Source organism: Aestuariibius violaceus (genome assembly GCF_040779325.2).
GTDB lineage: Bacteria > Pseudomonadota > Alphaproteobacteria > Rhodobacterales > Rhodobacteraceae > Aestuariibius > Aestuariibius violaceus.
Window position 1 is genome coordinate 1 of sequence record NZ_JBFONT020000004.1, and the last position, 20,605, is coordinate 20,605.

Genomic DNA, 20,605 nt, shown 5'->3' on the forward strand with positions numbered 1-20,605 from the left:
TCCCTCCCTGACCCCGGCCCCACCCAGCTCTACCCGCCCACTGCCCGATGAGGCCCCGGAAGTCACAGCACCCACGGCCCAGCCGGCCGCCAATACACCCGCCTCGCCGCAACTCGGCGACCAGCGCACCGCAGAGCCCAGCTCGACCTTCATCCGCCCCGTCGAAGGCCGGATCATCCGCGCCTACGCGCCGGGCCGGAACGAAGGCATCGATATCGGCGTGCCGGCCGGCACCGCCGTCCGTGCCGCAGGCGCCGGTCAGGTCGCGGCCGTCACGCAGGATACGAACGGCGTGACGATCCTCGTCATCCGCCACGCGAACGACCTGCTGACGGTCTACACGAATATCGACGGGCTCAGCGTCTCCCGCGGCGACACCGTCACCCGCGGCCAGTCCATCGCCCGCGTCCGCGCCAGCGACCCGCCCTTCCTCCATTTCGAAGTCCGCCGCGGCCTCGAAAGCGTCGACCCGGAGGATTTCCTGCCCTGAGACCGGGCCGATCTTCCGAGCCACGTCATCCTCGGGCTCGACCCGAGGATCTCCCGCCCCAAAGAGACCCCCGGTCAAGCCGGGGATGACACCAGAAGCTGCTGGTAGGGCGGGGTTCACCCCGTCGGAACAGTCAGACACCCTGCAAACCGCCAAATATTTGTCCCGCCCGGCGGCACCGCCGGGCAGCGCGCGACCCGCCCCCCCCACGGGGCGGGCGCTGCCCTCTTCACTCGCGCATCATCCCGCCCCAGATCGGGCTATGCACACCCGTCCAGCCACACATCCGACGGCCCCAATGGCGCGCAGGCACCCTCCAGCATCCGCGCAATCCGATCCACGCGAATGCCAAGCTCTGCATCCTCGGCACGCAGATGATAGACCCCGGGCGCGATCATCACGGCGACAAGCGACAGGAACTGTCCGTCGGCGATGTCTGCCACCGAGGCCCCATAGACCGCCTCGCTCGCCCCGTAAAATCCCGTCATCCAGCCGTCCGGTCCGCGCCCCATCTCGACGGTATCGAGAAAAAGCGCAAAAATCTGCTCCTTCGACAGCTCCCGCTCAAGGCCCATCGCAAAGCCCGTTTGCCGGATCTTCCCGACACCGGGCCGGAAGGCGTCGAACCCAAGCCGCTTGGCCAGCGACTGCGTCATCGTCGTGATCCCCGCCCCCGGTGTCGTCAGATCGACCCCGGCGTGGTCGGCAAATCCCGGATCCTGAACGGCCAGAAGCATCTCCGCCCGGCCCTCTCCCAGACCCGCGGCGCCAAGCCCCCCGGCAATCAGCGCATCGGCCCGCTCCCGAAAGGCATCGCCATCGGATCGGGCATCGAGATAGCCGTCGCCGAAATAGGCCACGGCCGCCCCGACAAGGACAAATGCCAGCGACAGCAAATAGATGACGATCTTGCGCATCAGGATCTCCGAAGACGTGGCAAGGGATGCCGCAATCCTTTCCGAAGGCCTCTCCCGAGACAAGACCGATGCGGAAGGCGGGGCGCGTCAGACCGCCCCGCGCCCCGCGTCACAGACCAAGAAATGCCGCGACCCGGTCGACGATCTCGTCGTGGACCTCCGCGCGATCCACCCCGGCCGGATCGGTGCAGACGGGATCATCCTGCTCCTCCGCCAGGATCGCGACCCCAGCCGGGGTGCACCGGGCCAGAAAGGTCATATGGCTCGCCGGGCTCACGACCTCATAGGTGACGTCATCCAGCTCTTCGGCAAGCCCGCTCCCCTCGGTGCTCATATCCGCCGTCGCAGACCGGGCGTCCTCCCCAAGGTTCATCAGCATCACCGGCACCTCGACCCCGGCAACGCTCCCGGGCGTGGCAACATAGGTAAAGGCCGGGTCAACCGCGATCACCCGTCCTATCCGGACGTCCCGCATCCCGGCCGAAAACCCCTCCGGCAGCGCCGCAAGATCCACCCCGCCCTTGCGGAGGAAGATGCAATCCTCGCCCCCGCGCGCTTCGCAGAACGCGCCATAGGCCGCCCCGTCGAAGCGCACCCCACCCAGGTTCAGCGCCGTGGCCCCGCCAAGCGAGAACCCCAGAACCGCCACCCGCTCCGGATCGACGAACGGCGCAAAGGCCGGATCCGCCAGCACCTGGTCAAGCGCAGCCGACAGATCCGCCGCACGCTCGTCCAACCGCACGCTGCGCCGGGGCGAGGAATCGCCCGACGTGCTGCCCGGATGGTTCACCGCCAGAACGACCGCACCGCGCAAGGCCAGTTCGGACGACAGCCATCCCAGCCCGTCCATGTTCCCGCCAGAACCGTGAGAGATCAGCACCAGCGGATGCCGTCCCTCGGCGATCGCCGCCCCGACATAGGCGGACGTGCCCTGAAAGACCGGCCCGTCCCCCACCCGGCCGCGGTAGGTCGGTATCCCCACCGGATACCAGACCGAACCCGCCACCGGCGCGGGCCGGTGCGCGGCATGAACCGTCAGCCTGTCATAACCCGCAATCTCCTCGGCCCCGGCCGCGCCAGCCAAGCCGATCAAAGCCGCCATAATCACCTGTCGCATCGCATCCTCCGTATGTGTCGATGCATCATTCCTGCTGCGACCCGTGCCGTTCCGGAGACCTAAAACCGGTTCCAGGTCGTGCGGATCCGGTTTTCGTCCTACCCAAAGGCCATGGACAGCCAGATCCCCACTCTTCCCCTGCCGCTTGTGGTGTCACTGATCCTCGCAGCACTCGCGCTCCGCCTCGCACGCGCAGAGGAAAAGCCCGCCCTGATGCCTGCCCTCCTCGCTGCCTGCGCGCTCCAGGGCCTCACTGTCTCACTTGTCCAGCATTACGGCCTGACCGCGCTTCGCCCCCTGCAGCCGGTCACGGCAACGGCAATCCCGCCGCTCGCCTGGATCGCCTTCCAATCCGCCGCCCGCCGCGCGCCCCGGCGATCCGATGCGCTTCACGCGGCCGGGCCGCTCTTCACCGCCTTCTGCCTGCTCTTCGCCCCGGCGACGCTCGACATCGTCGTGAGCAGCCTCTTCGCAGGCTACAGCGCCGCGATCCTCATCGCCCTGTGGACAACGCCCGAGACGTTGCCCCGCACCCGGCTCGACGGCGGCACGATCCCGCGCCGCATCTGGATCGCGATCGCCGCGGCGCTCTTCGGCTCGGCCGTCGGCGATGGCCTGATTGCAGCGGCGATCGCAACAGACCGCGCCGACCTCGTCCCTTGGATCTTCGGCACCTTCTCGTCGCTGGCACTGCTGGCCATCGGCACGCTCAGCCTGTCCGACACGTTGACAACGCCCGACAGCGCAGAGCCGCCGCAGGATCCGTCCCGCGACGACGCTGATCTGCTCGACCGGCTCGAAAGCCTGATGACCGCCGATCGCCTCTACCTCGACCCCGACCTTACGCTGTCCCGCCTCGCCCGCCGCCTTGGCGTACCGGTCAAGACGCTCTCCGCCGCGATCAACCGTAGTACCGGACAGAACGTGTCGCGCTACATCAACGCCCGCCGCATCGCCCATGCCTGCGAGCGGCTCACCGCAGGCGACAGCGTGACCACCGCGATGTTCGAAAGCGGCTTCAACACCAAGTCCAATTTCAATCGGGAATTCGCCCGCGTCACGGGCCAGACACCGTCTAGCTGGAAAGCCGCACGCCCCGCCGCCCCGCCAGATCGGTAAAGAACTGCCATGCGACGCGCCCCGACCGGCTGCCCCGGGTCGCCTGCCACTCGATCGCCTCGGCCCGCAGATCCTCGTCGGAAATCTCCACCCCGTAGGCATCGCAATAGCCGCGGATCATCTCCAGATACGCGTCCTGATCGCAGGCATGAAATCCCAGCCACAGCCCGAACCGGTCGGAGAGCGAGACCTTCTCCTCCACCGCCTCGGACGGGTTGATGGCCGAGCCGCGCTCGTTCTCGATCATGTCCCGCGGCATCAGATGCCGCCGGTTCGACGTCGCATACAGCACCACATTCTCGGGTCGCCCCTCGATGCCGCCATCCAGCACCGCCTTCAGCGATTTGTAATGCGCATCGTCCTGGGAGAAGCTCAGATCGTCGCAGAACAGCACGAACCGCTCCGCCCGCCCGCGCAGCATCGCCAGACACCGCCCGATCGACGGCAGATCCTCCCGATGCACCTCGACCAGCTTCAGCCCCGTCCCGGCCAACCGCCCATGCACCGCCTTGACGAGCGAGGATTTCCCCATCCCCCGCGCGCCCCAAAGCAGCGCGTTGTTCGCGGGCAATCCCTTCGCAAAGCGCTCCGTGTTGCCGAACAACGTATCCCGCGCCCGGTCGATCCCAACAAGCAGGTCAAGCGCGACCCGGTTGACCTCCGCAACGGGTTCCAGCCGGTCCGGCTCCACATGCCAGACGAACGCCTCGGCCTCGAAGGCCGGCGCGACCACCGGCGCCGGGCTGATCCGCTCCAGCGCCTCTGCGATCCGCTCCAACGGCCCGGCTACCTCGTCCCCGGGCCAGGTGATGGCGCGCGTCACGCCTCCTCCTCCAGCTCGTCCTCCCAAAGCCCGTCGGCCTTCAGACGCTTCATACGCTCATATTCCACCCAGCGAACCAGCTGGATCGACACCTCGTAGAGGCCGTAAACCACGACGAAGAGGATGACCTGCGTGATCACATCCGGCGGCGTCACCAACGCGGCCATGACAAGGATACCGACGACCGCATATTTGCGAACACCGCGCAGCCCCTCGGCGCTCACCAGACCGGCCTTGCCCATCAGCGTCAGCAGCACCGGCAGCTGGAAACACAGACCGAACGCGAAGATGAACTTCAGCGTCAGGTCCAGCGACTCGCGCACCGAGCCCAGAAAGACCGTTCGCAGATCCTCGTTCTCGATCTCGCCCACCGGCGTCTCACCGGCCAGGATCGCCGTCAAAGCCGGGATCGCATCGGAAAACCCGATGAAGAAATTCATCGCCAGAGGCGTGACCACGTAATGGGCAAAGGACGCCCCCAGAAGGAACAGCACCGGCGAGGCGATGACGAAAGGCAGAAACGCGTTCTTCTCTGACCGGTAGAGCCCGGGCGCCACGAACCGCCACATCTGATGCGCGATCACAGGAAATGCCAAAGCGAAGCCGCCGATGAAGGAAATACGGATCAAAACGAAGAACTTCTCCTGCGGCGCCGTAAAGATCAGCCGCGGATCCTCCCCCCGGGCCAGCAGGACATCCGCGATCGGCGCGGCCAGGAAATTCAGGATCGGCTCGGCCACCGTGAAACACAGCACCATACCCACGAGAAACGCCATGACCGACCGGATCAGCCGCGTCCTCAGCTCCGCCAGATGTTCGATCAGCGGGGCGGCGCTGTCCTCGATATCGTCTTCGGCTTGGCTCATGCCTCGTCCTTCCTGACCGGCGCGGGCTCGACCGCGGGCGCGGGAACCTCCCCTTCAGGCAAAGGCGCGTTCGGCGCACGCGCGCCCTCGGCCAGTTCCGCCTCCTTCGCCAGCCGCGCCTCGGCCATCTCAGCGGATTTCTTGCGGATCGCCTCGGCCTGTTCCTTGCGCTTCTCGCTCAGCGCCTGCGTCTCCGGCCCCATCGCCAGGTCGGTCGCCTCCTTCACCTTGTCCATCCCGAATTTCGACGGATTGGTCGCCGCCCGGAACGTCTCGGTCACGTCCTTCACCCCCGCCTCGTCAGCCGCCGCGTTCATCGCGTTCGAGAACTCGCGCGCCATCCGCCGGGCCTTGCCCATGAACTGACCGACCGTCCGGAACATCCCCGGCAGGTCCTTCGGCCCCACCACGATCAGCGCCACGATGGCGATCAGGAGGAGCTCCGTTCCCCCGATGTCGAACAAGGCTTAGACGTTCCGCTTGTCGGCGTCGGCCGTCTCTGCCTCTTCCGCCGGGGTCACATCGCGCGCGGCGGTCGAGGAGGCATCGTCGATCTCCTTGTTGCCGTCCGACACGCCCTTCTTGAACGCCGTTATCCCCTTGCCGACCTCACCCATCAGCGAGCTGATCTTGCCGCGCCCGAAAAGCACCAGCACGACCACCGCGATGAGCAGAAGGCCAGGAAGGCCGATATTGTTGAGCATTTCTTTGTTCCTTCGATTACCTCAGATGTCCGTCAAAGGTTATTTGATGCCGCGGCTCCGTGCCGCCTGCTCCTGCAGAACCGTAAGTATGATCCCCGCGAGGATCGGCGTGAATAACAGCGAAATGAAGAACCAGAGAGGCCCACTTCGCTCATCCCGCTGCGCGTAGAAACCAACCAAGGCACAAAGCCCTAGCCAAACCAATGGTGCGGCGGTCGCGTAGATCTCACCTATCATCAGCGTCTCCCCTCGGCGACATACCGTCTATAGCCCGCAAGATATCCCGAGTGCCGTAGATACGCGCTCACCGGCCCGGAGGGAAGGCCGAAGCCGGTCACAATCCCCCCGCGCCGCGCCAAATCGCCCCGATCCGTCCCGTCCTGCATCCAACTGACAGGTCTGTGGCAGTTGGGGGTCGCTATCGAGGAACCACACACCGCGAATCACTCCACCGAAAGGCTCCTCCATGACCTCATCACCTAGCGCCGTCGCCGAAATCGTCACCTTCCGCATCACCGACGACGTCAGCCCGGACGCCTTCACCGAAGCCGCCGCCGAAACCCGTGCCTTCGTCGAGGCCGCGCCAGGTTTCCTCGCCCGCACCCTGACGCAAGGTGAGGACGGCACCTGGACCGACTATGTCCTCTGGGCCTCGATGGACGACGCCAAGGCGGCCGCCGCCACGATCGGCAGCCATCCCTCGACCCAGACCTTCATCAAGGCCATCGCCCCCGGCAGCGTCGACATGCGCCACGAACACGTCCGCTGGCAGATGGTCTGACGGCCGGCAACCGCGGGCCCATGCGCCGCACCGACCGTCTCTTCGATCTGGTGACGATCCTGCGCGACGGGCGCCTCCACCGCGCCCGCGATCTGGCCGAGCGGGTCGAGGTCTCCCTCCGCACGATCTACCGCGACATGGAAACGCTCATGGCCTCCGGCATCCCCGTCGAAGGCGAACGCGGCGTCGGCTACCGCATGACGGCAGCAATCACCCTGCCGCCGCTCAACCTGACGCCCACCGAACTCGAGGCGCTGCATCTCGGCATGGCCGTCGTGGAAGAGGCCGCCGACAAGGACCTTCAGCGCGCCGCCCGGACCCTCGCGGCCAAGATCGACGCGGTGCTCCCCGAAACCCGCAAAGCCCCGGCCACCGGCTGGGGCTTCGCCATCTACCCCTTTGCCGACGCCGCCAAGGGCTTCACACACATGCCCCAGCTCCGCACCGGGATCCGCGCCCGCCAGAAGCTCCGCCTCACCTACAGAACGGACAGCGCGACCACGACCCGCACCATCCGCCCCCTGCAACTGGAATATTGGGGCCGCGTCTGGACCGTGACCTGCTGGTGCGAACTGCGCGATGACTTCCGCGTCTTCCGCCCCGACCGGATCCAAACCCTCCAGCCGCTGTCAGAACATTTCGCCCCCGAACCGGGCAAGACAATCGAGGACTACGAGGCGCGCCTCGCCGCCTCCGACCCGGGATGAGCCTCGCCCCATTCCGCCATCCCCTCCAGGATCGGCATCAGCGACCGGCCCATCTCCGTCAGCGAATACTCCACGTGGGGCGGCACCTGCGCCTTGACGTCCCGGTGCACGACCCCATCCGCCTCAAGCTGCCGCAAATGCTGGGTCAGCATCCGCTGGGTGACCTCCGGGATCAGGCGGCGCAACTCGTTGAACCGCCGGGGCCGCCCGGCGAGGTAATAAAGAACGATCGGCTTCCACCGCCCGCCCATCACCTGAACCGTCCGCGTCACAGGGCAGGTCTCCGTCTGGCAGATACGCTCTTTGGTATCCATTTTGATACTACCTTACAAAATAGTGCGTACTTACGCAGTCGCATCCACTCTGCCATCCCTCTCCCAACCACACAATGATGGAGAGAGATATGCCCCGCACCGTCACCCTGCCCGCCGCAACCGGCACCCAGCAATCGGCCATCGCCGCCGCCTTCGAGGCTGCCGGCTGGACCACCCGCCGCCTCAGCCGCGCCACGCACCCGGATCAGTCGGCCGAGGGTCTGGCGAAGGCGATGGAAGGCAGCGACCTCGTCGTCGCCACCCTGCCCCAGGACCACCGCCCCGGCGCCATGACCGACTTTGCCGAGGCCATGGCCGCAGCCGTCCGAATGGCCGGTATCCCCGCCTACATCCTCAACCTCGCCGGCCGGATCCCTCCGAACGGAACAGGCCCGCTCTTCGACGACATGCGGCAGGCCCGGGCCAGCGTCTCCGAAAGCGGCGCCCGAACCCTGACGGTTGAGCCGACCGTCTATCTCGACAACCTGATGATGCCCGTGCTCCGCGACGGCATCGCAAACGGAACCCTCGCCTACCCGGCTCCGGCAGAGGCGCCCATCGCCTGGCTCTCCCACCGCGACCTCGCGGCCTACATTGTCGCCGCCACCGAAAATGGCCTGACGGGCCAGCTCCGCATCGGCGGCGCTGAACCGCTGCCCGGCCCCGCCCTCGCTCAGGCGATCGGAAAGGGCGTGACGTACCAGCAGCTCCCGATCGAGGTCTTCGCAAGTGCCATGAACGACGCCCTCGGCGCCCCGGCAGGCGACCGCATCGCGACCCTCTACAAGGCCCTCGCGGAAAACCCCGACTTCATGGCGACAAAGGACCCCGAGGCACAGGCGCTCAACATCCCGCTCGAAACCGCGTCGGACTTCGCCGCCCGCGCCCTTACCTAGCCGACCCGCGGAAACACGAAACACCGGTCCCGCCGGATCATCAGCCACAGGGGCGTGCCTGCCTCCGGCAAGAAAACCTGCGGGACCGACGCGACCAGCTTCGATCCGTCGAACTCCATCCGGAACTCGACCAGGCTCTCGCCGCCCATGAACCGCGCCCGCTCAACGATTCCTCGGGCGGGCGTCCCCTCGACAGGCGTGGGCAGCGGCCCCCGCCCCTGGCGGTCGAAATCGATCTTCAGATGCTGCGGCCGGATCACGATATCGACGACCGTTCCATCGGGCACGCCCGGCGCCAGGAACTGCCCGAACGCGGTCTCGGTCAGCGCGCCCTCGACCCGACCCTCGATCACGTTGATATCGCTGAAAAACGCCGCCGCCGCCCGGTCCATCGGCGCATTGTAGATGTTGTAGGGCGCCCCCCGCTGCACGATCCGCCCCTCCCGCATCAGCGCGATCTCGTCGGCCATGCGCATCGCCTCATCCGGCTCGTGGGTGACCAGCACCACCGCCGTCCCCTCCTCCTTCAGAAGGTCCAGCGTATGGTCCCGGATCTCGTCCCGCAGGCGGTTGTCCAGACCGGAAAACGGCTCGTCCATCAGCATCACATGGGGCCGCGGCGCCAGCGCGCGCGCCAGTGCCACCCGCTGCTGCTCCCCGCCCGACAGCTCATGGGGCCACGAGGCGATGTGATCGGACATCTCGACCCGCTCAAGCAGCTCTTCCACCCGCGCCCGCTTGTCGGCCTTCGTCCCCGACAACCCGAACGCCACGTTGCCGGCCACATCCAGATGGGGAAACAAGGCGAAGTCCTGAAACATCAGCCCGACCGACCGCGCCTCCGGCGGCACCCAGTCGATGCCGTTGCAAACGGTTCTCCCGTCCACCCGGATCGCGCCCGCATCCGGATGCTCGACCCCCGCGATCATCCTCAGCGTCGTCGACTTCCCGCAGCCGGACGGTCCCAGCAGACACAGGATCTGCCCCGCGCCCACCGACAGCGACACGTCATCGACGACCCGCCGCCCGTCAAAGGCGCGCACTAATCCGTCCGCTTCCAGCCGTGGCCGCTCCACCAACCGCACTCTCCGTTACCCGACCGAAAACGTCAGATAGAGGGCGGGCGGAAAACCCGCAACCCATCCTCATCTTGCCGGAAATACTTCAGGGGATTTTCAAGGGGACAGCGTCCCCTTGAAGGCCCGCGCGGCCTGAGCGCAAAAGCATCGCGCGCGGCGCAAGCCGCACCGGTCTTAGAGCGTCGCGTTCACCGCCCCGCCATCCAGCAGGATGTTCTGCCCCACGATGAACCCCGCATGGACCGAACAGAGGAATGCACAGGCCGCCCCGAACTCCTCCGCCGTGCCATACCGCCCCGCGGGGATCGTCGCTGCCCGCTGCGCCCGCGCTTCGTCCAGCGTGATCCCCTGCGCCTTCACTACGCCCAGATCCAACGCATCCGCCCGGTCCGTCGCATGGATCCCCGGCAGCAGGTTGTTGATCGTCACCCCCTTGCCGGCCACCTGCCGGGCCGTCCCGGCGACAAACCCCGTCAGCCCGGTCCGCGCCGCATTCGATAGGCCCAGCTGCGGGATCGGCGCCTTCACCGATTGTGAGGTGATGTTGACGACCCGCCCCCAGCCCCGCTCCATCATCCCCGGCAGCAAGGCGGTCATCAGGGCGACCGGCGTCAGCATGTTGGCATCCAATGCCGCGATAAAGTCATCCCGATCCCAGTCGGTCCACATCCCCGGCGGCGGCCCGCCCGCATTGGTGACCAGGATATCGACGGCCCCGGCCGCCTCCAGCACCTCGGCGCGGCCCGCCTCGCTCGTCACATCCGCGGCCACGGCCGTCACCGTCCCACCATGGGCGCGCAGCGCCTCCGCCGCATCCTCCAGCGGCCCGGCCGATCGCGCATTGATCACCAGGTCGCAGCCCGACGCAGCCAACGCCTCGGCGCAGCCCCGCCCCAGCCCTTTCGACGATGCGCAGACCAGCGCCCGCTTGCCCGCAATCCCCAGATCCATGCCGCATCCTCCCTGTCGTGCCGGTCTCTCCTAACCCACCGGCCCGGCGGCAACAATCGGGCCGTTCTTGCGGCACACCGGTCCCGGAGATATGTCGGAAGCCGAAGCCAGCGCGGAGACGACCATGCCCCCCGATGCCAAGCCCCTCCTTCTCGTCGCAAGCGATCTCTCTGAACGCTCCGACCACGCCTTCGGCCGGGCCGTCCAGCTTGCCAGCACAATGGGCGCTGGGATCGAGGTTCTGCACGTGCTCGACGACGCCACGCCCGAGACGATCCGCGCCGAGATCCGCGGCAAGTCGCAAGAGGCGCTCGACCGCATTGCAGCGGCGACCGGCGGTGTGCCCTGTACCCCGGTCCTGCGTGAAGGCCACCCGACCGACCTGATGATCGACGAAATCGCCCAACGCCGCCCGGCGCTCGTCATCGTCGGCCTCCATCGGCCCCGCCGCTTCTTCGACGACATGCGCGAGACAACGATGCAGCGCATCGCACGGCTCTCCTCCGCGCCCGTGCTGGTGGCTGTCGAACGCCCGGAAGGCGCCTATCGCCACATCCTCGCGCCCACCGATTTCTCGCCCGCCTCGACCGCTGCGATCGGCCTCGCCCACGACCTCGCGCCCGAGGCTGCGATCCACCCGATCCACACCATCCACGTCCCCTATAGCGGCCGGATGGCGCGCTCTCCCGGCGCCTTGCACGAGCTCGAAGGCGCGTTCCGGAACGAGGCCGACGCCAGCGCCAAGGCCTGGATCTCCGACGAAGACCTGCCGCCCCAGCTCCAGCCGGTCGACGTCATCGCGGGCGGTACCCTCCCCGCGATCCTCGGCAAGGTGCAGCAGGCCGATATCGACCTGATCGCGGTCGGCGCCCATGGGCGCGTGGGGTCAATGCCTGCCTTCCTCGGCAGTCTCGCCAACGATCTGATGCGCGCGCCGCCCTGCGACCTCCTGGTCGCCCGGCCGCCGAAGAACGGCGACTAGGGTCAAGATCCTAAAGACGCCCGTCCGCGCGCGCGCGGTCCTCGATACAGGCGTTGATCGCCTCTGCCCCTTCCATCGTGCCGCCCTCGGCGGGCACGACGACGGGCACGTTGCCGCCCGCGGGGTAAAGATACGTCCCCGGCTGCGGGTCCGCCAAAAGGCACTGGGTCGCATAATCCGGCCCGCCGCACCCGGCGAGCAGAACCAGGCCGAGGCCCAGCAAAACCACGGCACGTTTCATCCTGTCATCCCCTCATCTGGTGCCGCGGGCCTTACCCTGCGGCAGCCCTGCGATCAAGGAACGGACTGGCGATGCGGCGTCATGCCTCCGTGGGGTAGAAGAACTCCTCCCGCACGATCTTGTCGTTCTTCACGTGATAGACGGCGATCTCGTTCATGTCCGAAATCTCGCCGGACTCCTTGTTCCGAAACTTACCGCCGAACATCACCGCAAAGCGGTCCTCTCCATGCGGATACGGCCCCTCCACCCTGGGCTCGATCACCTCGAAATTGCTCTCCCACCACTGGTGCTTGCCGCGGATCGCCTCAAGGCCCGGCGCCTCGCGCCCCATCCCCTGCATATCCGCCGCTTCGACAGATACGGCATCCGCCGCATAGAGCCTGTCGAGGTTCTCCATCTCGCGCCCCTCGCGGCAGCCTTTGACCAGCTCGTTTCCGATCTCCATGATCCCCATGACGTATCCTCCACCTGTTGGGTTGCGTCAGTCTGACACACCTCGCGTCACAGTCCAAAGACATCCGCCGTTGCGCCGCACGCTGCTGCAACGCTCCTGAAACCGCCGTGCGGAGGGGTCATGAAATCCAAAGACTTTCCTGCGCCCCGTTTGTCCTCAATCCGGCAACGACTCAAGCTGACAGATCTTCATTGTCAGTCAGAAATGCGAGTGATTCTCAATCGCACACCAGATGCCCGAAAAACAGGCAAGTTGTCCGACAGAAGTCCGACAGAGTGCCGACAGGTATCCGACACCCCGAATTGCCCTTTCCTCAAGCCCCCCCTATATCGCCGCCATGCTGGACAACCGCCCCGAATTGCCACCCGAGATCGCCCGCCGCCGGACCTTCGCGATTATCTCGCACCCCGATGCCGGCAAGACGACGCTGACCGAGAAGTTCCTGCTCTATGGCGGTGCCATCCAGATGGCGGGCCAGGTTCGCGCCAAGGGCGAGGCGCGGCGCACCCGGTCGGACTTCATGCAGATGGAAAAGGACCGGGGCATCTCTGTCTCCGCCTCGGCAATGTCCTTCGATTTCAAGGACTTCCGCTTCAACCTCGTCGACACGCCCGGCCACTCGGACTTTTCCGAAGACACCTACCGCACACTCACCGCCGTCGACGCGGCGGTCATGGTCATCGACGGCGCCAAGGGCGTCGAAAGCCAGACCCAGAAGCTGTTCGAGGTCTGCCGCCTGCGCGACCTGCCGATCCTGACCTTCTGCAACAAGATGGATCGGGAAAGCCGCGACACGTTCGACATCATCGACGAGATCCAGGAAAACCTCGCCATCGACGTCACCCCCGCCAGCTGGCCCATCGGCCGCGGCCGCGACTTCATCGGCTGCTACGACATCCTGCGCGACCGGCTGGAACTGATGGACCGCGCCGACCGGAACAAGGTCGCGGAATCCATTGAAATCAAGGGCCTGGACGATCCCCAGCTCAAGGAACACGTGCCCGCCGACCTCTTGGACACCTTCCTGGAAGAGATCGAGATGGCGCGCGAACTCCTCCCGCCCCTCGACCACAAGGCGCTCCTCGAAGGCACGCTGACGCCCATCTGGTTCGGCTCCGCCATCAACTCCTTCGGGGTGAAAGAGCTGATGGACGGCATCGGCACCTACGGCCCCGAACCGCAGCCCCAATCGGCCGAGCCGCGCCAGATTTCGCCCGAGGAATCAAAGGTCTCGGGCTTCGTCTTCAAGGTCCAGGCCAACATGGACCCCAAGCACCGCGACCGCGTCGCCTTCCTCCGCCTCGCCTCGGGCCACTTCCATCGTGGCATGAAGCTGACCCATGTCCGCGATAAGAAACCGATGACCGTCTCGAACCCCGTCCTCTTCCTCGCCTCCGACCGCGAACTCGCGGAAGAGGCTTGGGCGGGCGACATCATCGGCATCCCCAACCACGGCCAGCTCCGCATCGGCGACACCCTGACGGAAGGCGAAGTCCTTAAGGTCACAGGGATTCCCAGCTTCGCCCCCGAGCTTCTCCAGGGCGTCCGCGCAGGCGACCCGATGAAGGCCAAGCACCTCGAAAAGGCCCTGATGCAATTCGCCGAGGAAGGCGCGGCCAAGGTCTTCAAACCCTCCATCGGCTCCGGCTTCATCGTCGGCGTCGTCGGCCAGCTCCAGTTCGAGGTGCTGGCCTCCCGGATCGAGCTTGAATACGGCCTCCCCGTCCGCTTCGAACAGTCCCAGTTCACCTCCGCCCGCTGGGTCAGCGGCGATAAGCAGGCGGTCGACACCTTCACGAACGCCAACAAACAGCACATCGCCCACGACAATGACGGCGACACCGTCTACCTCACCCGCCTGCAATGGGACATCGACCGCGTCGAACGCGACTACCCCGACATCCGCCTCACCGCGACGAAAGAGATGATGGTCTGAACGGAGCCTTCACCACCCGTTAACCGGGCCATGGCAAATTCGGTGTCATGCGTCCTAAGAGGTCTTGAAAACACACGTCAGCAATCGTTCGCCAGACGAACAGATTTGTCTTCGCCCATTCATTGCGTTAACGCGTAGATGTTATAACATAACATTTCCTTAACAAAGATGAACGCGATGCTCAGACCTTTCCTTCTCGCCATTCTCCTCGCAACACCGCTGGCCGCCGAAGATGATCACAATCATGATCACGACCACGCCGATCACCTGTCCGAGGCAGAGGGCCTGCGCCTTATCCACGGCTGGACGACTGCGACAGATCGTGGCCCCGCCCCGGTCTATCTCGAGATCGAGAACACCCGCGACAGCGCCGTCATCCTGACCGGCGCCGAAAGCGAGGCGGCAGAAGCCATTGAAATCACGGGCATTCCCCTCACCGCCGGGGCAGATCCGATGACGCTGCCGGAACTTGAAATCGCCGCAGGAACGACCTTCGACCTCACGCCCGAATCCGTCTATCTTGTCCTGAATGATCTTGCCGCCCCTCTCGAAGAGGACGGTGAAATCGACGTGACCCTGATCTTCGGAGAAGAGGAAATCGAGCTTCATGTGGACGTTCTTGAACAAGGCGCGACGCAACATCCTCACGCTGGCCACGCTCACTAGCCTGGCCGCCCCCGCCGCCGCCGAAACCGGCTGGGACCTGCTTGCCCGGATCGAGATCAAAGAGGTCATCACCGCAACCACCTTCGAGGCCCACAAGACCTACCCGGAAGAGCTCAAGGCCCAAGCCAACAGCTTTGAAATCACAGGCTATTTCGTCCCCGTCCTGCCTCAGGGCTATCAGAGCCAGTTCCTCCTCGTGCCCGCCCCGGAAGATTGCCCCTTCTGCGGCTCGGGCGGCTACGGCCCGACGCTCGAGGTTCATGTCAAACGCCCCCTCCCGGACCTGCCGGAATTCTCTGAACTCACAGTCAGCGGACGCCTCGAATTCGAGGAATCGACCGATACCTACCAGGCTGTCCGCCTTGTCGACGCAGTGTGGGAGGTCGGCCCGCGCGGCTAGGGGGCCTGCCGTCCAAAACGCCCATGGCGAACGAGATCGAAAGCGTCCTCGCCAGTCTTGAACAGACAGCCAAGGGACAGGAAACGGTCAAGATCGGCGATATCCTCGCAGGGCTCGGCGAACGCGGCTTCGGTCCTATCCTGTTGATCTTGAGCATGTTTTTGATCCTGCCCGTCGGCATGATCCCCGGCATGCCCGGTGTCGTCGGGGCCGCCCTGATCATCGTGGGCTGGCAGCTTTTCCGCGGGAAGAAGGGCATCTGGCTGCCGTACTACGTGACCAAGCGGCACCTCCCCGTCAGCACGATCGGCAAGATCATCGCGAAGATCCGCCCCCTTGCTGAACGAACGGATCGGCTGTTCGGCCACCGCCTGCAGCGGCTGACGCAAAACCGCATCGTCTTGATCACGGGCGGCGCCGGTATCCTACTGTCTGGGTCGATCATGGTGACGATCGGCTTCATTCCGGGCCTCCCCGCGACACTTGCCCTGCCGATCCTGCTCTTCGGGCTCGGTCTCACCACCGGAAACGGCGTCGTGGTTCTGGCAGGATATGCGCTGGTGATTCCGGCCGTCATCCTCATCTTCTGGCTCCTCGGATGACGCTCTGGCCAAGCTGGACTTCACGCATCCGCGACGTGACGTCTCCAACTCCCCGTATTTCTTGACCTTTCGCGGAAAGTCCCCTACCTGCCACTCAAGTCGAACATCTGGAAATCCGTCCAGATGGGCCGCGCAAGTGACAGCGGCCATGATCGTGCCGCATCACTGAAAGGGCCCCATGACCAAATTCTCCGATCTCAAGCTGGACCCCAAGGTCCTGAAAGCCATCGACGCCGCTGGCTACACCGAACCCACCCCGATCCAGGCAGGCGCCATACCTCCCGCGCTCGAAGGGCGCGACGTCCTCGGCATCGCCCAGACCGGCACCGGCAAAACGGCGAGCTTCACGCTGCCGATGATCACCATGCTGAAACGGGGTCGCGCCCGGGCGCGCATGCCGCGTAGCCTGGTGCTTGCCCCCACACGGGAACTGGCCGCGCAAGTCGCTGAAAACTTTGACGTCTATGCCCAGCACACAAAGCTGACCAAGGCGCTTCTCATCGGTGGCGTCAGCTTCAAAGAGCAGGATGCGCTGATCGACCGCGGCGTCGACGTTCTGATCGCGACGCCGGGCCGCCTGCTCGATCATTTCGAGCGGGGCAAGCTCCTTCTGACGGGCGTGCAGATCATGGTCGTGGACGAAGCAGACCGGATGCTCGACATGGGCTTCATCCCCGATATCGAACGCATCTTCGGCCTCACCCCCTTCACCCGCCAGACGCTCTTCTTCTCCGCCACCATGGCGCCCGAGATCGAGCGGATCACCAACACCTTCCTTGCCAATCCGGCCAAGATCGAAGTCGCCCGCGCCGCCACGACGTCAGAGACGATCACCCAGGGCGTCGTGATGTTCAAAGCGTCGCGCAAGGACCGGGAAGGCAGCGAAAAGCGCAAGCTTCTCAGAGAGTTGATCTCTTCCGAAGGCGAGGCCTGCAAGAACGCGATCATCTTCTGCAACCGCAAGGTCGATGTCGATATCGTCGCCAAGTCGATGAAGAAGTACGGTCTCGACGCCGCGGCCATCCATGGTGACCTCGAACAGTCGCACCGGACACGCACCCTCGACGGCTTCCGCGACGGATCATTGCGCTTCCTGGTTGCCTCCGACGTCGCCGCCCGCGGCCTCGACATCCCCGATGTGAGCCACGTTTTCAACTACGATGTCCCCAGCCACGCCGAAGATTACGTCCACCGCATCGGCCGGACGGGCCGCGCAGGGAAGACGGGCACGACGATGATGATCTGCGTGCCCCGCGACGAGAAGAACCTCGAGGATATCGAGAAGCTGATCGAACAGCCGGTTCCGCGCCTCGCTAACCCGCTCGGTGGCAGCAGCGCCAAGCCTACTGCGGAAGAACCTGCGGTGCAGGAAGAAGCCAAGCCCAAGCGCTCCCGCTCCAGGTCGCGCCGCAAGCCCGAAGAGACCGAAGCGAAACCCGGGCCCGCGCCTCAAAGAAGCAAGCCGAAGGAAGAGCAGACCGTCGGCTGGGGCGGTGACCTACCGGCCTTCATCGCAAAGAGCTTTGAGGAGCGGATGGCGTCTGCTGGCTAAAGCAGGACTGAATTCCAAGAAGATTGCCATTGGAGCCGACCCGATGCGCCTGACAGCCCTTCTTGTCGTCCTGGCCTCGCCCGCACTTGCCGATAGCATGACCCCGCGCGACGGCTGGGAGGTCTTCAACACCGGAAAACCCTTTGCGGAACTGGTCGAGGACACGCGCGCCGCCATCTCCGATGCCCCGATCAACATCATCACACAGGCCAGTGCCTCGAGCGGAGCCCAGAGCCAGGGGATCAACATCCCCGGCAACCGCGTGATCGGCATCTACCGCAACGACTACGCCCGCCGGATGCTTGCAGCCAGCATCCCCGCGGGCATAGAAGCGCCCCTCCGCCTCTACCTCACCGAAGACAGCGACGGCACCGGCACCCTGTCCTACAAGACCGCCTCAACCGTCTTTGCGCCCTACATGGAAGAGGCCGGCCCCGACCTGTCTGACCTCGCGATGGAGCTCGACGCCATCCTCACCGATATCGCAGCTGCCGCGACCCGCTGATCGCCGGTCACCGGGCTCTTCGCGAAGAGGTCCGCAAGGACCGATGAGCCGCCCGTCAAGACAGCCGCGAAATCACTGCCGTCACTTCGGGCTTCCGCCCGATTTCATCGCTTGCGCTCTGCCGGACGACCCGCCGCAGAAGCTCTTCCAACTTGTCATCATTCCCGATGACACTGCGATCAGCCCGGCCGATCGCCTGACTCAGATCCTCTTCCAGGACATCGACCAGAGGCGCGTTTGACCGGCCGAGCTCTGAAAGCCCCTTCAGTTCACACCACGGTTCGCCCAACACCTCGCCTTCCTCATCGACGATCAGCGTTACGGTCACATGCCCGTTCAAGGCCATCCGGATCCGGTCCCGCACAATCCCGTCCAACGCCCCGATCTGCACCGACCCGTCGAGGTAAGTCCGACCGGACTCGATAAATTCCACCACTTCCGGCCGGTTCCCGGACAGCGAGATCATCATCCCGTTGACCGCCACGACCCCGGCGATGCCCCGTTCCCCGGCGAGCTTCACATGCTCGCGCAGGTGTCGGTGTTCGCCATGCATAGGCACGAGGATCTGGGGGCTGAGCATCTCGTGCATTGCCTGCAGATCGGGCCGGTTGGCATGGCCCGAAACGTGGTAGAGCCCGTCGCTTTCGTCCACCACATCGACGCCCTTCTCGGACAGGGCGTTCATCACGCGGATCACGCCTTTCTCATTGCCCGGAATGGTCTTGGAGGAGAAGAGGAACAGGTCCCCCTCTTTCAGCTCCAGCCCCTGATACTTCCCGTTTGCGAGCTGGGCCGAGGCCGCCCGCCGCTCCCCCTGGCTGCCGGTTGCCAGCAGCATCAGATTGGCCCGTGGGATGTCGACCGCCTCCTCAGGCGACACGACCGAAGGGAAATCCGTGAGGATCCCCTCTTCCACCGCGGCTTCGACCATCCGCCGCATCGCGCGCCCCAAAAGGCAGACGGACCGGCCCGCGGCAACGCCAGCTTCGGCAAGGGTTTTGAGCCGGGCGACGTTCGACGCAAAGGTCGTCGCCACCACCATCCCGTCATGGCTCGCGATCAGCTTTTCGATCTCAGGCCGCAAGACCGCTTCCGAACGTCCGGCGTTCCGGGAGAACACATTCGTCGAGTCGCAGACCAGCGCCCGAACCCCATCCTTCCCGATCTCCCGCCAGAGGTCGTGATCAAATGCCTCGCCGAGAACCGGCGTTTCGTCGATCTTGAAGTCACCCGTATGCACGACCCGCCCTGCCGGAGAGTCAATCACCAGCCCCGAGCTTTCTGGAATCGAATGGGAAATCGGCGCGAAGCCGACCTTGAGTGGTCCAGCAGTCACCACCTCCGGCCATGGCTGCACCACGCGCACTGCGGTCTCAGGCGCGCCGCGCTCCTCCATCTTCCGCCGCGCGATGTTCCCGGTAAACGCCCGCGTATAGATCGGCGCGCCTAACCGCTCCCAGGTCAGCCCGACGGCCCCCACATGGTCCTCATGGGCGTGCGTGATGAAGATCGCCTCGATCCGGTCCTTCCGCGCCTCTAACCACGAGATATCGGCAAAGATCAGATCCACGCCCGGCGTCGTATCCATGTCGGGAAAGGTCACGCCCAGATCCACGACGATCAGCCGCTCCTCATCGGGAGCCCCATAACCATAGACGTAACAATTCATTCCGATCTCCCCCGCGCCTCCGAGGGGGAGGTAGATCAGTCGCTCGGCGCTCATTCACAAACCCTTGTTATAGTTGTGGATCACGGTCAGACCGTGCATCGTCAGATCGTCCTCAAAGGCATCAAATAGCGCCTCGGACTGCTGGAACAAAGGCGCAAGGCCTCCGGTCGAGATCACCTGCATCCCGCGCCCATACTCACCCTTGATCCGCGCGCAGATCTCTTTGACAAGGCCGATATAGCCCCAAAAAACACCGGACTGCATGCAGGCGACGGTATTGGTGCCGATCACCTTCTGCGGCTTGCTGATGTCGACGTGCGGCAGCGCCGCGGCGGCATTGTGCAGGGCCTCAAGACTCAGGTTCACCCCCGGCGCGATCACGCCGCCCACATAGGCACCGTCATGAGCAACCACGTCGAAGGTCGTGGCCGTGCCAAAATCGACGACGACGAGATCACCACCATGTCGGTCGAAGGCGCCAGCCGTATTAACCAGCCGGTCCGGCCCAATCGTCGTACCTTCGTCCACCCTCGGCTCGACCGGCAGGGCGCAATCTGGTCTTCCCACGACGAGGGGCCGGGTGTTGAAGTACCGGTCCGCCAGGACGCGGAGATTGAAGACCACCCGCGGCACGGTGGAGGACACAATCACCTCGTCGATCTGTACATCCAGCTTATGCAGGTTCATCAGTGTCGAGAGCCAGACATAATACTGGTCCGCCGTCCGTTGCCACTCTGTCGACGCGCGCCAAGTCGCCAGGAACTGCTCTCCGTCCCAGATCGAAAAAACCGTATTGGTATTGCCGCAGTCGATCGCCAGAAGCATCGGAACCCC

25 protein-coding genes are annotated in these 20,605 nt (G+C 65.2%); 12 read left to right on the top strand and 13 right to left on the bottom strand.

Features of this window, described 5'->3' with window-relative positions; genetic code table 11:
* A partial coding sequence (locus AADZ90_RS13825) for a peptidoglycan DD-metalloendopeptidase family protein (protein WP_411997043.1) occupies window positions 1-490 on the top strand: 490 nt, incomplete at its 5' end.
* 260 nt (window positions 491-750) lie between these two features.
* On the opposite strand, the gene AADZ90_RS13830 is transcribed toward AADZ90_RS13825, so the two are convergent.
* Both AADZ90_RS13830 and AADZ90_RS13835 read right to left on the bottom strand, forming a co-directional pair.
* Window positions 751-1,407 (bottom strand): transglycosylase domain-containing protein, encoded by a 657-nt coding sequence (locus tag AADZ90_RS13830; RefSeq protein ID WP_367310939.1) that lies wholly within the window; start codon window positions 1,405-1,407, stop codon window positions 751-753.
* Between the two features lie 109 nt (window positions 1,408-1,516).
* Window positions 1,517-2,524 carry an alpha/beta hydrolase family protein gene (locus AADZ90_RS13835; RefSeq protein ID WP_367310938.1) on the bottom strand — a complete coding sequence of 336 codons (1,008 nt, stop codon included), beginning with the start codon at window positions 2,522-2,524 and terminating at the stop codon, window positions 1,517-1,519.
* 111 nt (window positions 2,525-2,635) lie between these two features.
* Between AADZ90_RS13835 and AADZ90_RS13840 the strand changes: the two genes are divergently transcribed.
* Window positions 2,636-3,643 carry a helix-turn-helix domain-containing protein gene (locus AADZ90_RS13840; protein WP_367310937.1) on the top strand — a complete coding sequence of 336 codons (1,008 nt, stop codon included), beginning with the start codon at window positions 2,636-2,638 and terminating at the stop codon, window positions 3,641-3,643.
* Here the strand turns inward: AADZ90_RS13840 and AADZ90_RS13845 are convergent.
* From AADZ90_RS13845 to AADZ90_RS13860, 4 genes are read right to left on the bottom strand one after another with little or no spacing between them, the layout of a single operon-like run.
* Window positions 3,600-4,466 carry an ATP-binding protein gene (locus AADZ90_RS13845; RefSeq protein WP_367310936.1) on the bottom strand — a complete coding sequence of 289 codons (867 nt, stop codon included), beginning with the start codon at window positions 4,464-4,466 and terminating at the stop codon, window positions 3,600-3,602. The genes AADZ90_RS13840 and AADZ90_RS13845 overlap by 44 nt on opposite strands.
* Complete coding sequence (gene tatC / locus AADZ90_RS13850; protein ID WP_367310935.1) at window positions 4,463-5,332, bottom strand: twin-arginine translocase subunit TatC; 870 nt, start codon at window positions 5,330-5,332, stop codon at window positions 4,463-4,465. Before tatC ends, AADZ90_RS13845 begins: the two co-directional genes overlap by 4 nt.
* A complete protein-coding gene (gene tatB / locus AADZ90_RS13855) occupies window positions 5,329-5,796 on the bottom strand; it encodes a Sec-independent protein translocase protein TatB (protein ID WP_367310934.1) in 468 nt (155 codons plus the stop codon). Before tatB ends, tatC begins: the two co-directional genes overlap by 4 nt.
* Window positions 5,797-5,799: 3 nt before the next feature.
* Window positions 5,800-6,036 (bottom strand): twin-arginine translocase TatA/TatE family subunit, encoded by a 237-nt coding sequence (locus AADZ90_RS13860; RefSeq protein ID WP_367310933.1) that lies wholly within the window; start codon window positions 6,034-6,036, stop codon window positions 5,800-5,802.
* Window positions 6,037-6,502: 466 nt separating this feature from the next.
* Between AADZ90_RS13860 and AADZ90_RS13865 the strand changes: the two genes are divergently transcribed.
* Window positions 6,503-6,817, top strand: coding sequence for an antibiotic biosynthesis monooxygenase family protein (locus AADZ90_RS13865; protein ID WP_367310932.1), 315 nt, complete (start codon window positions 6,503-6,505; stop codon window positions 6,815-6,817).
* 20 nt (window positions 6,818-6,837) lie between these two features.
* Entirely contained in the window at window positions 6,838-7,524 is a 687-nt protein-coding gene (locus AADZ90_RS13870; protein WP_367310931.1) for a helix-turn-helix transcriptional regulator, read from the top strand.
* On the opposite strand, the gene AADZ90_RS13875 is transcribed toward AADZ90_RS13870, so the two are convergent.
* On the bottom strand, window positions 7,488-7,838 hold the full coding sequence (locus AADZ90_RS13875) for a winged helix-turn-helix transcriptional regulator (RefSeq protein ID WP_367310930.1): 351 nt from the start codon (window positions 7,836-7,838) through the stop codon (window positions 7,488-7,490). The genes AADZ90_RS13870 and AADZ90_RS13875 overlap by 37 nt on opposite strands.
* Window positions 7,839-7,927: 89 nt before the next feature.
* On the opposite strand from AADZ90_RS13875, the gene AADZ90_RS13880 reads away from it, so the two are divergent.
* On the top strand, window positions 7,928-8,734 hold the full coding sequence (locus tag AADZ90_RS13880) for an NmrA family NAD(P)-binding protein (RefSeq protein ID WP_367310928.1): 807 nt from the start codon (window positions 7,928-7,930) through the stop codon (window positions 8,732-8,734).
* On the opposite strand, the gene AADZ90_RS13885 is transcribed toward AADZ90_RS13880, so the two are convergent.
* Together AADZ90_RS13885 and AADZ90_RS13890 are read right to left on the bottom strand one after the other, a co-directional pair.
* Complete coding sequence (locus AADZ90_RS13885; protein ID WP_411997044.1) at window positions 8,731-9,813, bottom strand: ABC transporter ATP-binding protein; 1,083 nt, start codon at window positions 9,811-9,813, stop codon at window positions 8,731-8,733. The genes AADZ90_RS13880 and AADZ90_RS13885 overlap by 4 nt on opposite strands.
* A gap of 174 nt (window positions 9,814-9,987) precedes the next feature.
* Window positions 9,988-10,764 carry an SDR family oxidoreductase gene (locus AADZ90_RS13890; protein ID WP_367310927.1) on the bottom strand — a complete coding sequence of 259 codons (777 nt, stop codon included), beginning with the start codon at window positions 10,762-10,764 and terminating at the stop codon, window positions 9,988-9,990.
* A 124-nt stretch (window positions 10,765-10,888) separates the two neighbouring features.
* Here AADZ90_RS13890 and AADZ90_RS13895 point away from each other — a divergent pair, with 124 nt between their 5' ends.
* Window positions 10,889-11,746 (top strand): universal stress protein, encoded by an 858-nt coding sequence (locus AADZ90_RS13895; RefSeq protein WP_367310926.1) that lies wholly within the window; start codon window positions 10,889-10,891, stop codon window positions 11,744-11,746.
* A gap of 10 nt (window positions 11,747-11,756) precedes the next feature.
* Here AADZ90_RS13895 and AADZ90_RS13900 read toward each other — a convergent pair whose 3' ends face one another.
* Window positions 11,757-11,987 carry a hypothetical protein gene (locus AADZ90_RS13900; RefSeq protein ID WP_367310925.1) on the bottom strand — a complete coding sequence of 77 codons (231 nt, stop codon included), beginning with the start codon at window positions 11,985-11,987 and terminating at the stop codon, window positions 11,757-11,759.
* 79 nt (window positions 11,988-12,066) lie between these two features.
* Window positions 12,067-12,441, bottom strand: coding sequence for a SnoaL-like domain-containing protein (locus AADZ90_RS13905; protein ID WP_367310924.1), 375 nt, complete (start codon window positions 12,439-12,441; stop codon window positions 12,067-12,069).
* A 337-nt stretch (window positions 12,442-12,778) separates the two neighbouring features.
* On the opposite strand from AADZ90_RS13905, the gene AADZ90_RS13910 reads away from it, so the two are divergent.
* The 6 genes from AADZ90_RS13910 to AADZ90_RS13935 all read left to right on the top strand — a co-directional run bounded on the left by AADZ90_RS13910 (window position 12,779) and on the right by AADZ90_RS13935 (window position 18,102).
* Complete coding sequence (locus AADZ90_RS13910) at window positions 12,779-14,377, top strand: peptide chain release factor 3 (RefSeq protein WP_367310923.1); 1,599 nt, start codon at window positions 12,779-12,781, stop codon at window positions 14,375-14,377.
* A 177-nt stretch (window positions 14,378-14,554) separates the two neighbouring features.
* Entirely contained in the window at window positions 14,555-15,043 is a 489-nt protein-coding gene (locus tag AADZ90_RS13915; protein WP_367310922.1) for a copper chaperone PCu(A)C domain-containing protein, read from the top strand.
* Window positions 14,985-15,443: a hypothetical protein gene (locus AADZ90_RS13920; RefSeq protein WP_411997045.1), complete on the top strand. Its 459-nt coding sequence runs from the start codon at window positions 14,985-14,987 to the stop codon at window positions 15,441-15,443. The genes AADZ90_RS13915 and AADZ90_RS13920 overlap by 59 nt, the downstream gene beginning before the upstream one ends.
* A 23-nt stretch (window positions 15,444-15,466) precedes the next feature.
* Window positions 15,467-16,045 carry an exopolysaccharide biosynthesis protein gene (locus AADZ90_RS13925; RefSeq protein ID WP_367310920.1) on the top strand — a complete coding sequence of 193 codons (579 nt, stop codon included), beginning with the start codon at window positions 15,467-15,469 and terminating at the stop codon, window positions 16,043-16,045.
* A 178-nt stretch (window positions 16,046-16,223) separates the two neighbouring features.
* A complete protein-coding gene (locus tag AADZ90_RS13930) occupies window positions 16,224-17,597 on the top strand; it encodes a DEAD/DEAH box helicase (RefSeq protein ID WP_367310919.1) in 1,374 nt (457 codons plus the stop codon).
* Window positions 17,598-17,640: 43 nt separating this feature from the next.
* The gene (locus AADZ90_RS13935) at window positions 17,641-18,102 is read left to right on the top strand and encodes a DUF302 domain-containing protein (protein ID WP_367310918.1); all 462 of its coding nucleotides are present in this window, start codon (window positions 17,641-17,643) and stop codon (window positions 18,100-18,102) included.
* A 55-nt stretch (window positions 18,103-18,157) separates the two neighbouring features.
* On the opposite strand, the gene AADZ90_RS13940 is transcribed toward AADZ90_RS13935, so the two are convergent.
* Together AADZ90_RS13940 and AADZ90_RS13945 are read right to left on the bottom strand one after the other, a co-directional pair.
* Window positions 18,158-19,825, bottom strand: a complete 1,668-nt coding sequence (locus AADZ90_RS13940) for a ribonuclease J (protein WP_367310917.1) — start codon at window positions 19,823-19,825, stop codon at window positions 18,158-18,160.
* On the bottom strand, window positions 19,826-20,596 hold the full coding sequence (locus AADZ90_RS13945) for a type III pantothenate kinase (RefSeq protein WP_367310916.1): 771 nt from the start codon (window positions 20,594-20,596) through the stop codon (window positions 19,826-19,828).
* Between the last annotated feature and the right edge of the window lie 9 nt (window positions 20,597-20,605).

Coding starts and splice junctions, on each gene's coding strand:
- AADZ90_RS13835 (WP_367310938.1), bottom strand. CDS start 2,524: ATGCGACAGGTGATTATGGCGGCTTTGATCGGCTTGGCTGGCGCGGCC.
- AADZ90_RS13930 (WP_367310919.1), top strand. CDS start 16,224: ATGACCAAATTCTCCGATCTCAAGCTGGACCCCAAGGTCCTGAAAGCC.
- AADZ90_RS13875 (WP_367310930.1), bottom strand. CDS start 7,838: ATGGATACCAAAGAGCGTATCTGCCAGACGGAGACCTGCCCTGTGACG.
- tatC (WP_367310935.1), bottom strand. CDS start 5,332: ATGAGCCAAGCCGAAGACGATATCGAGGACAGCGCCGCCCCGCTGATC.
- AADZ90_RS13935 (WP_367310918.1), top strand. CDS start 17,641: ATGCGCCTGACAGCCCTTCTTGTCGTCCTGGCCTCGCCCGCACTTGCC.
- AADZ90_RS13915 (WP_367310922.1), top strand. CDS start 14,555: ATGCTCAGACCTTTCCTTCTCGCCATTCTCCTCGCAACACCGCTGGCC.
- AADZ90_RS13925 (WP_367310920.1), top strand. CDS start 15,467: ATGGCGAACGAGATCGAAAGCGTCCTCGCCAGTCTTGAACAGACAGCC.
- AADZ90_RS13830 (WP_367310939.1), bottom strand. CDS start 1,407: ATGCGCAAGATCGTCATCTATTTGCTGTCGCTGGCATTTGTCCTTGTC.
- AADZ90_RS13860 (WP_367310933.1), bottom strand. CDS start 6,036: ATGCTCAACAATATCGGCCTTCCTGGCCTTCTGCTCATCGCGGTGGTC.
- AADZ90_RS13945 (WP_367310916.1), bottom strand. CDS start 20,596: ATGCTTCTGGCGATCGACTGCGGCAATACCAATACGGTTTTTTCGATC.
- AADZ90_RS13870 (WP_367310931.1), top strand. CDS start 6,838: ATGCGCCGCACCGACCGTCTCTTCGATCTGGTGACGATCCTGCGCGAC.
- AADZ90_RS13895 (WP_367310926.1), top strand. CDS start 10,889: ATGCCCCCCGATGCCAAGCCCCTCCTTCTCGTCGCAAGCGATCTCTCT.
- AADZ90_RS13905 (WP_367310924.1), bottom strand. CDS start 12,441: ATGGGGATCATGGAGATCGGAAACGAGCTGGTCAAAGGCTGCCGCGAG.
- AADZ90_RS13920 (WP_411997045.1), top strand. CDS start 14,985: ATGTGGACGTTCTTGAACAAGGCGCGACGCAACATCCTCACGCTGGCC.
- AADZ90_RS13890 (WP_367310927.1), bottom strand. CDS start 10,764: ATGGATCTGGGGATTGCGGGCAAGCGGGCGCTGGTCTGCGCATCGTCG.
- AADZ90_RS13840 (WP_367310937.1), top strand. CDS start 2,636: ATGGACAGCCAGATCCCCACTCTTCCCCTGCCGCTTGTGGTGTCACTG.
- AADZ90_RS13940 (WP_367310917.1), bottom strand. CDS start 19,825: ATGAGCGCCGAGCGACTGATCTACCTCCCCCTCGGAGGCGCGGGGGAG.
- AADZ90_RS13900 (WP_367310925.1), bottom strand. CDS start 11,987: ATGAAACGTGCCGTGGTTTTGCTGGGCCTCGGCCTGGTTCTGCTCGCC.
- AADZ90_RS13865 (WP_367310932.1), top strand. CDS start 6,503: ATGACCTCATCACCTAGCGCCGTCGCCGAAATCGTCACCTTCCGCATC.
- AADZ90_RS13880 (WP_367310928.1), top strand. CDS start 7,928: ATGCCCCGCACCGTCACCCTGCCCGCCGCAACCGGCACCCAGCAATCG.
- AADZ90_RS13910 (WP_367310923.1), top strand. CDS start 12,779: ATGCTGGACAACCGCCCCGAATTGCCACCCGAGATCGCCCGCCGCCGG.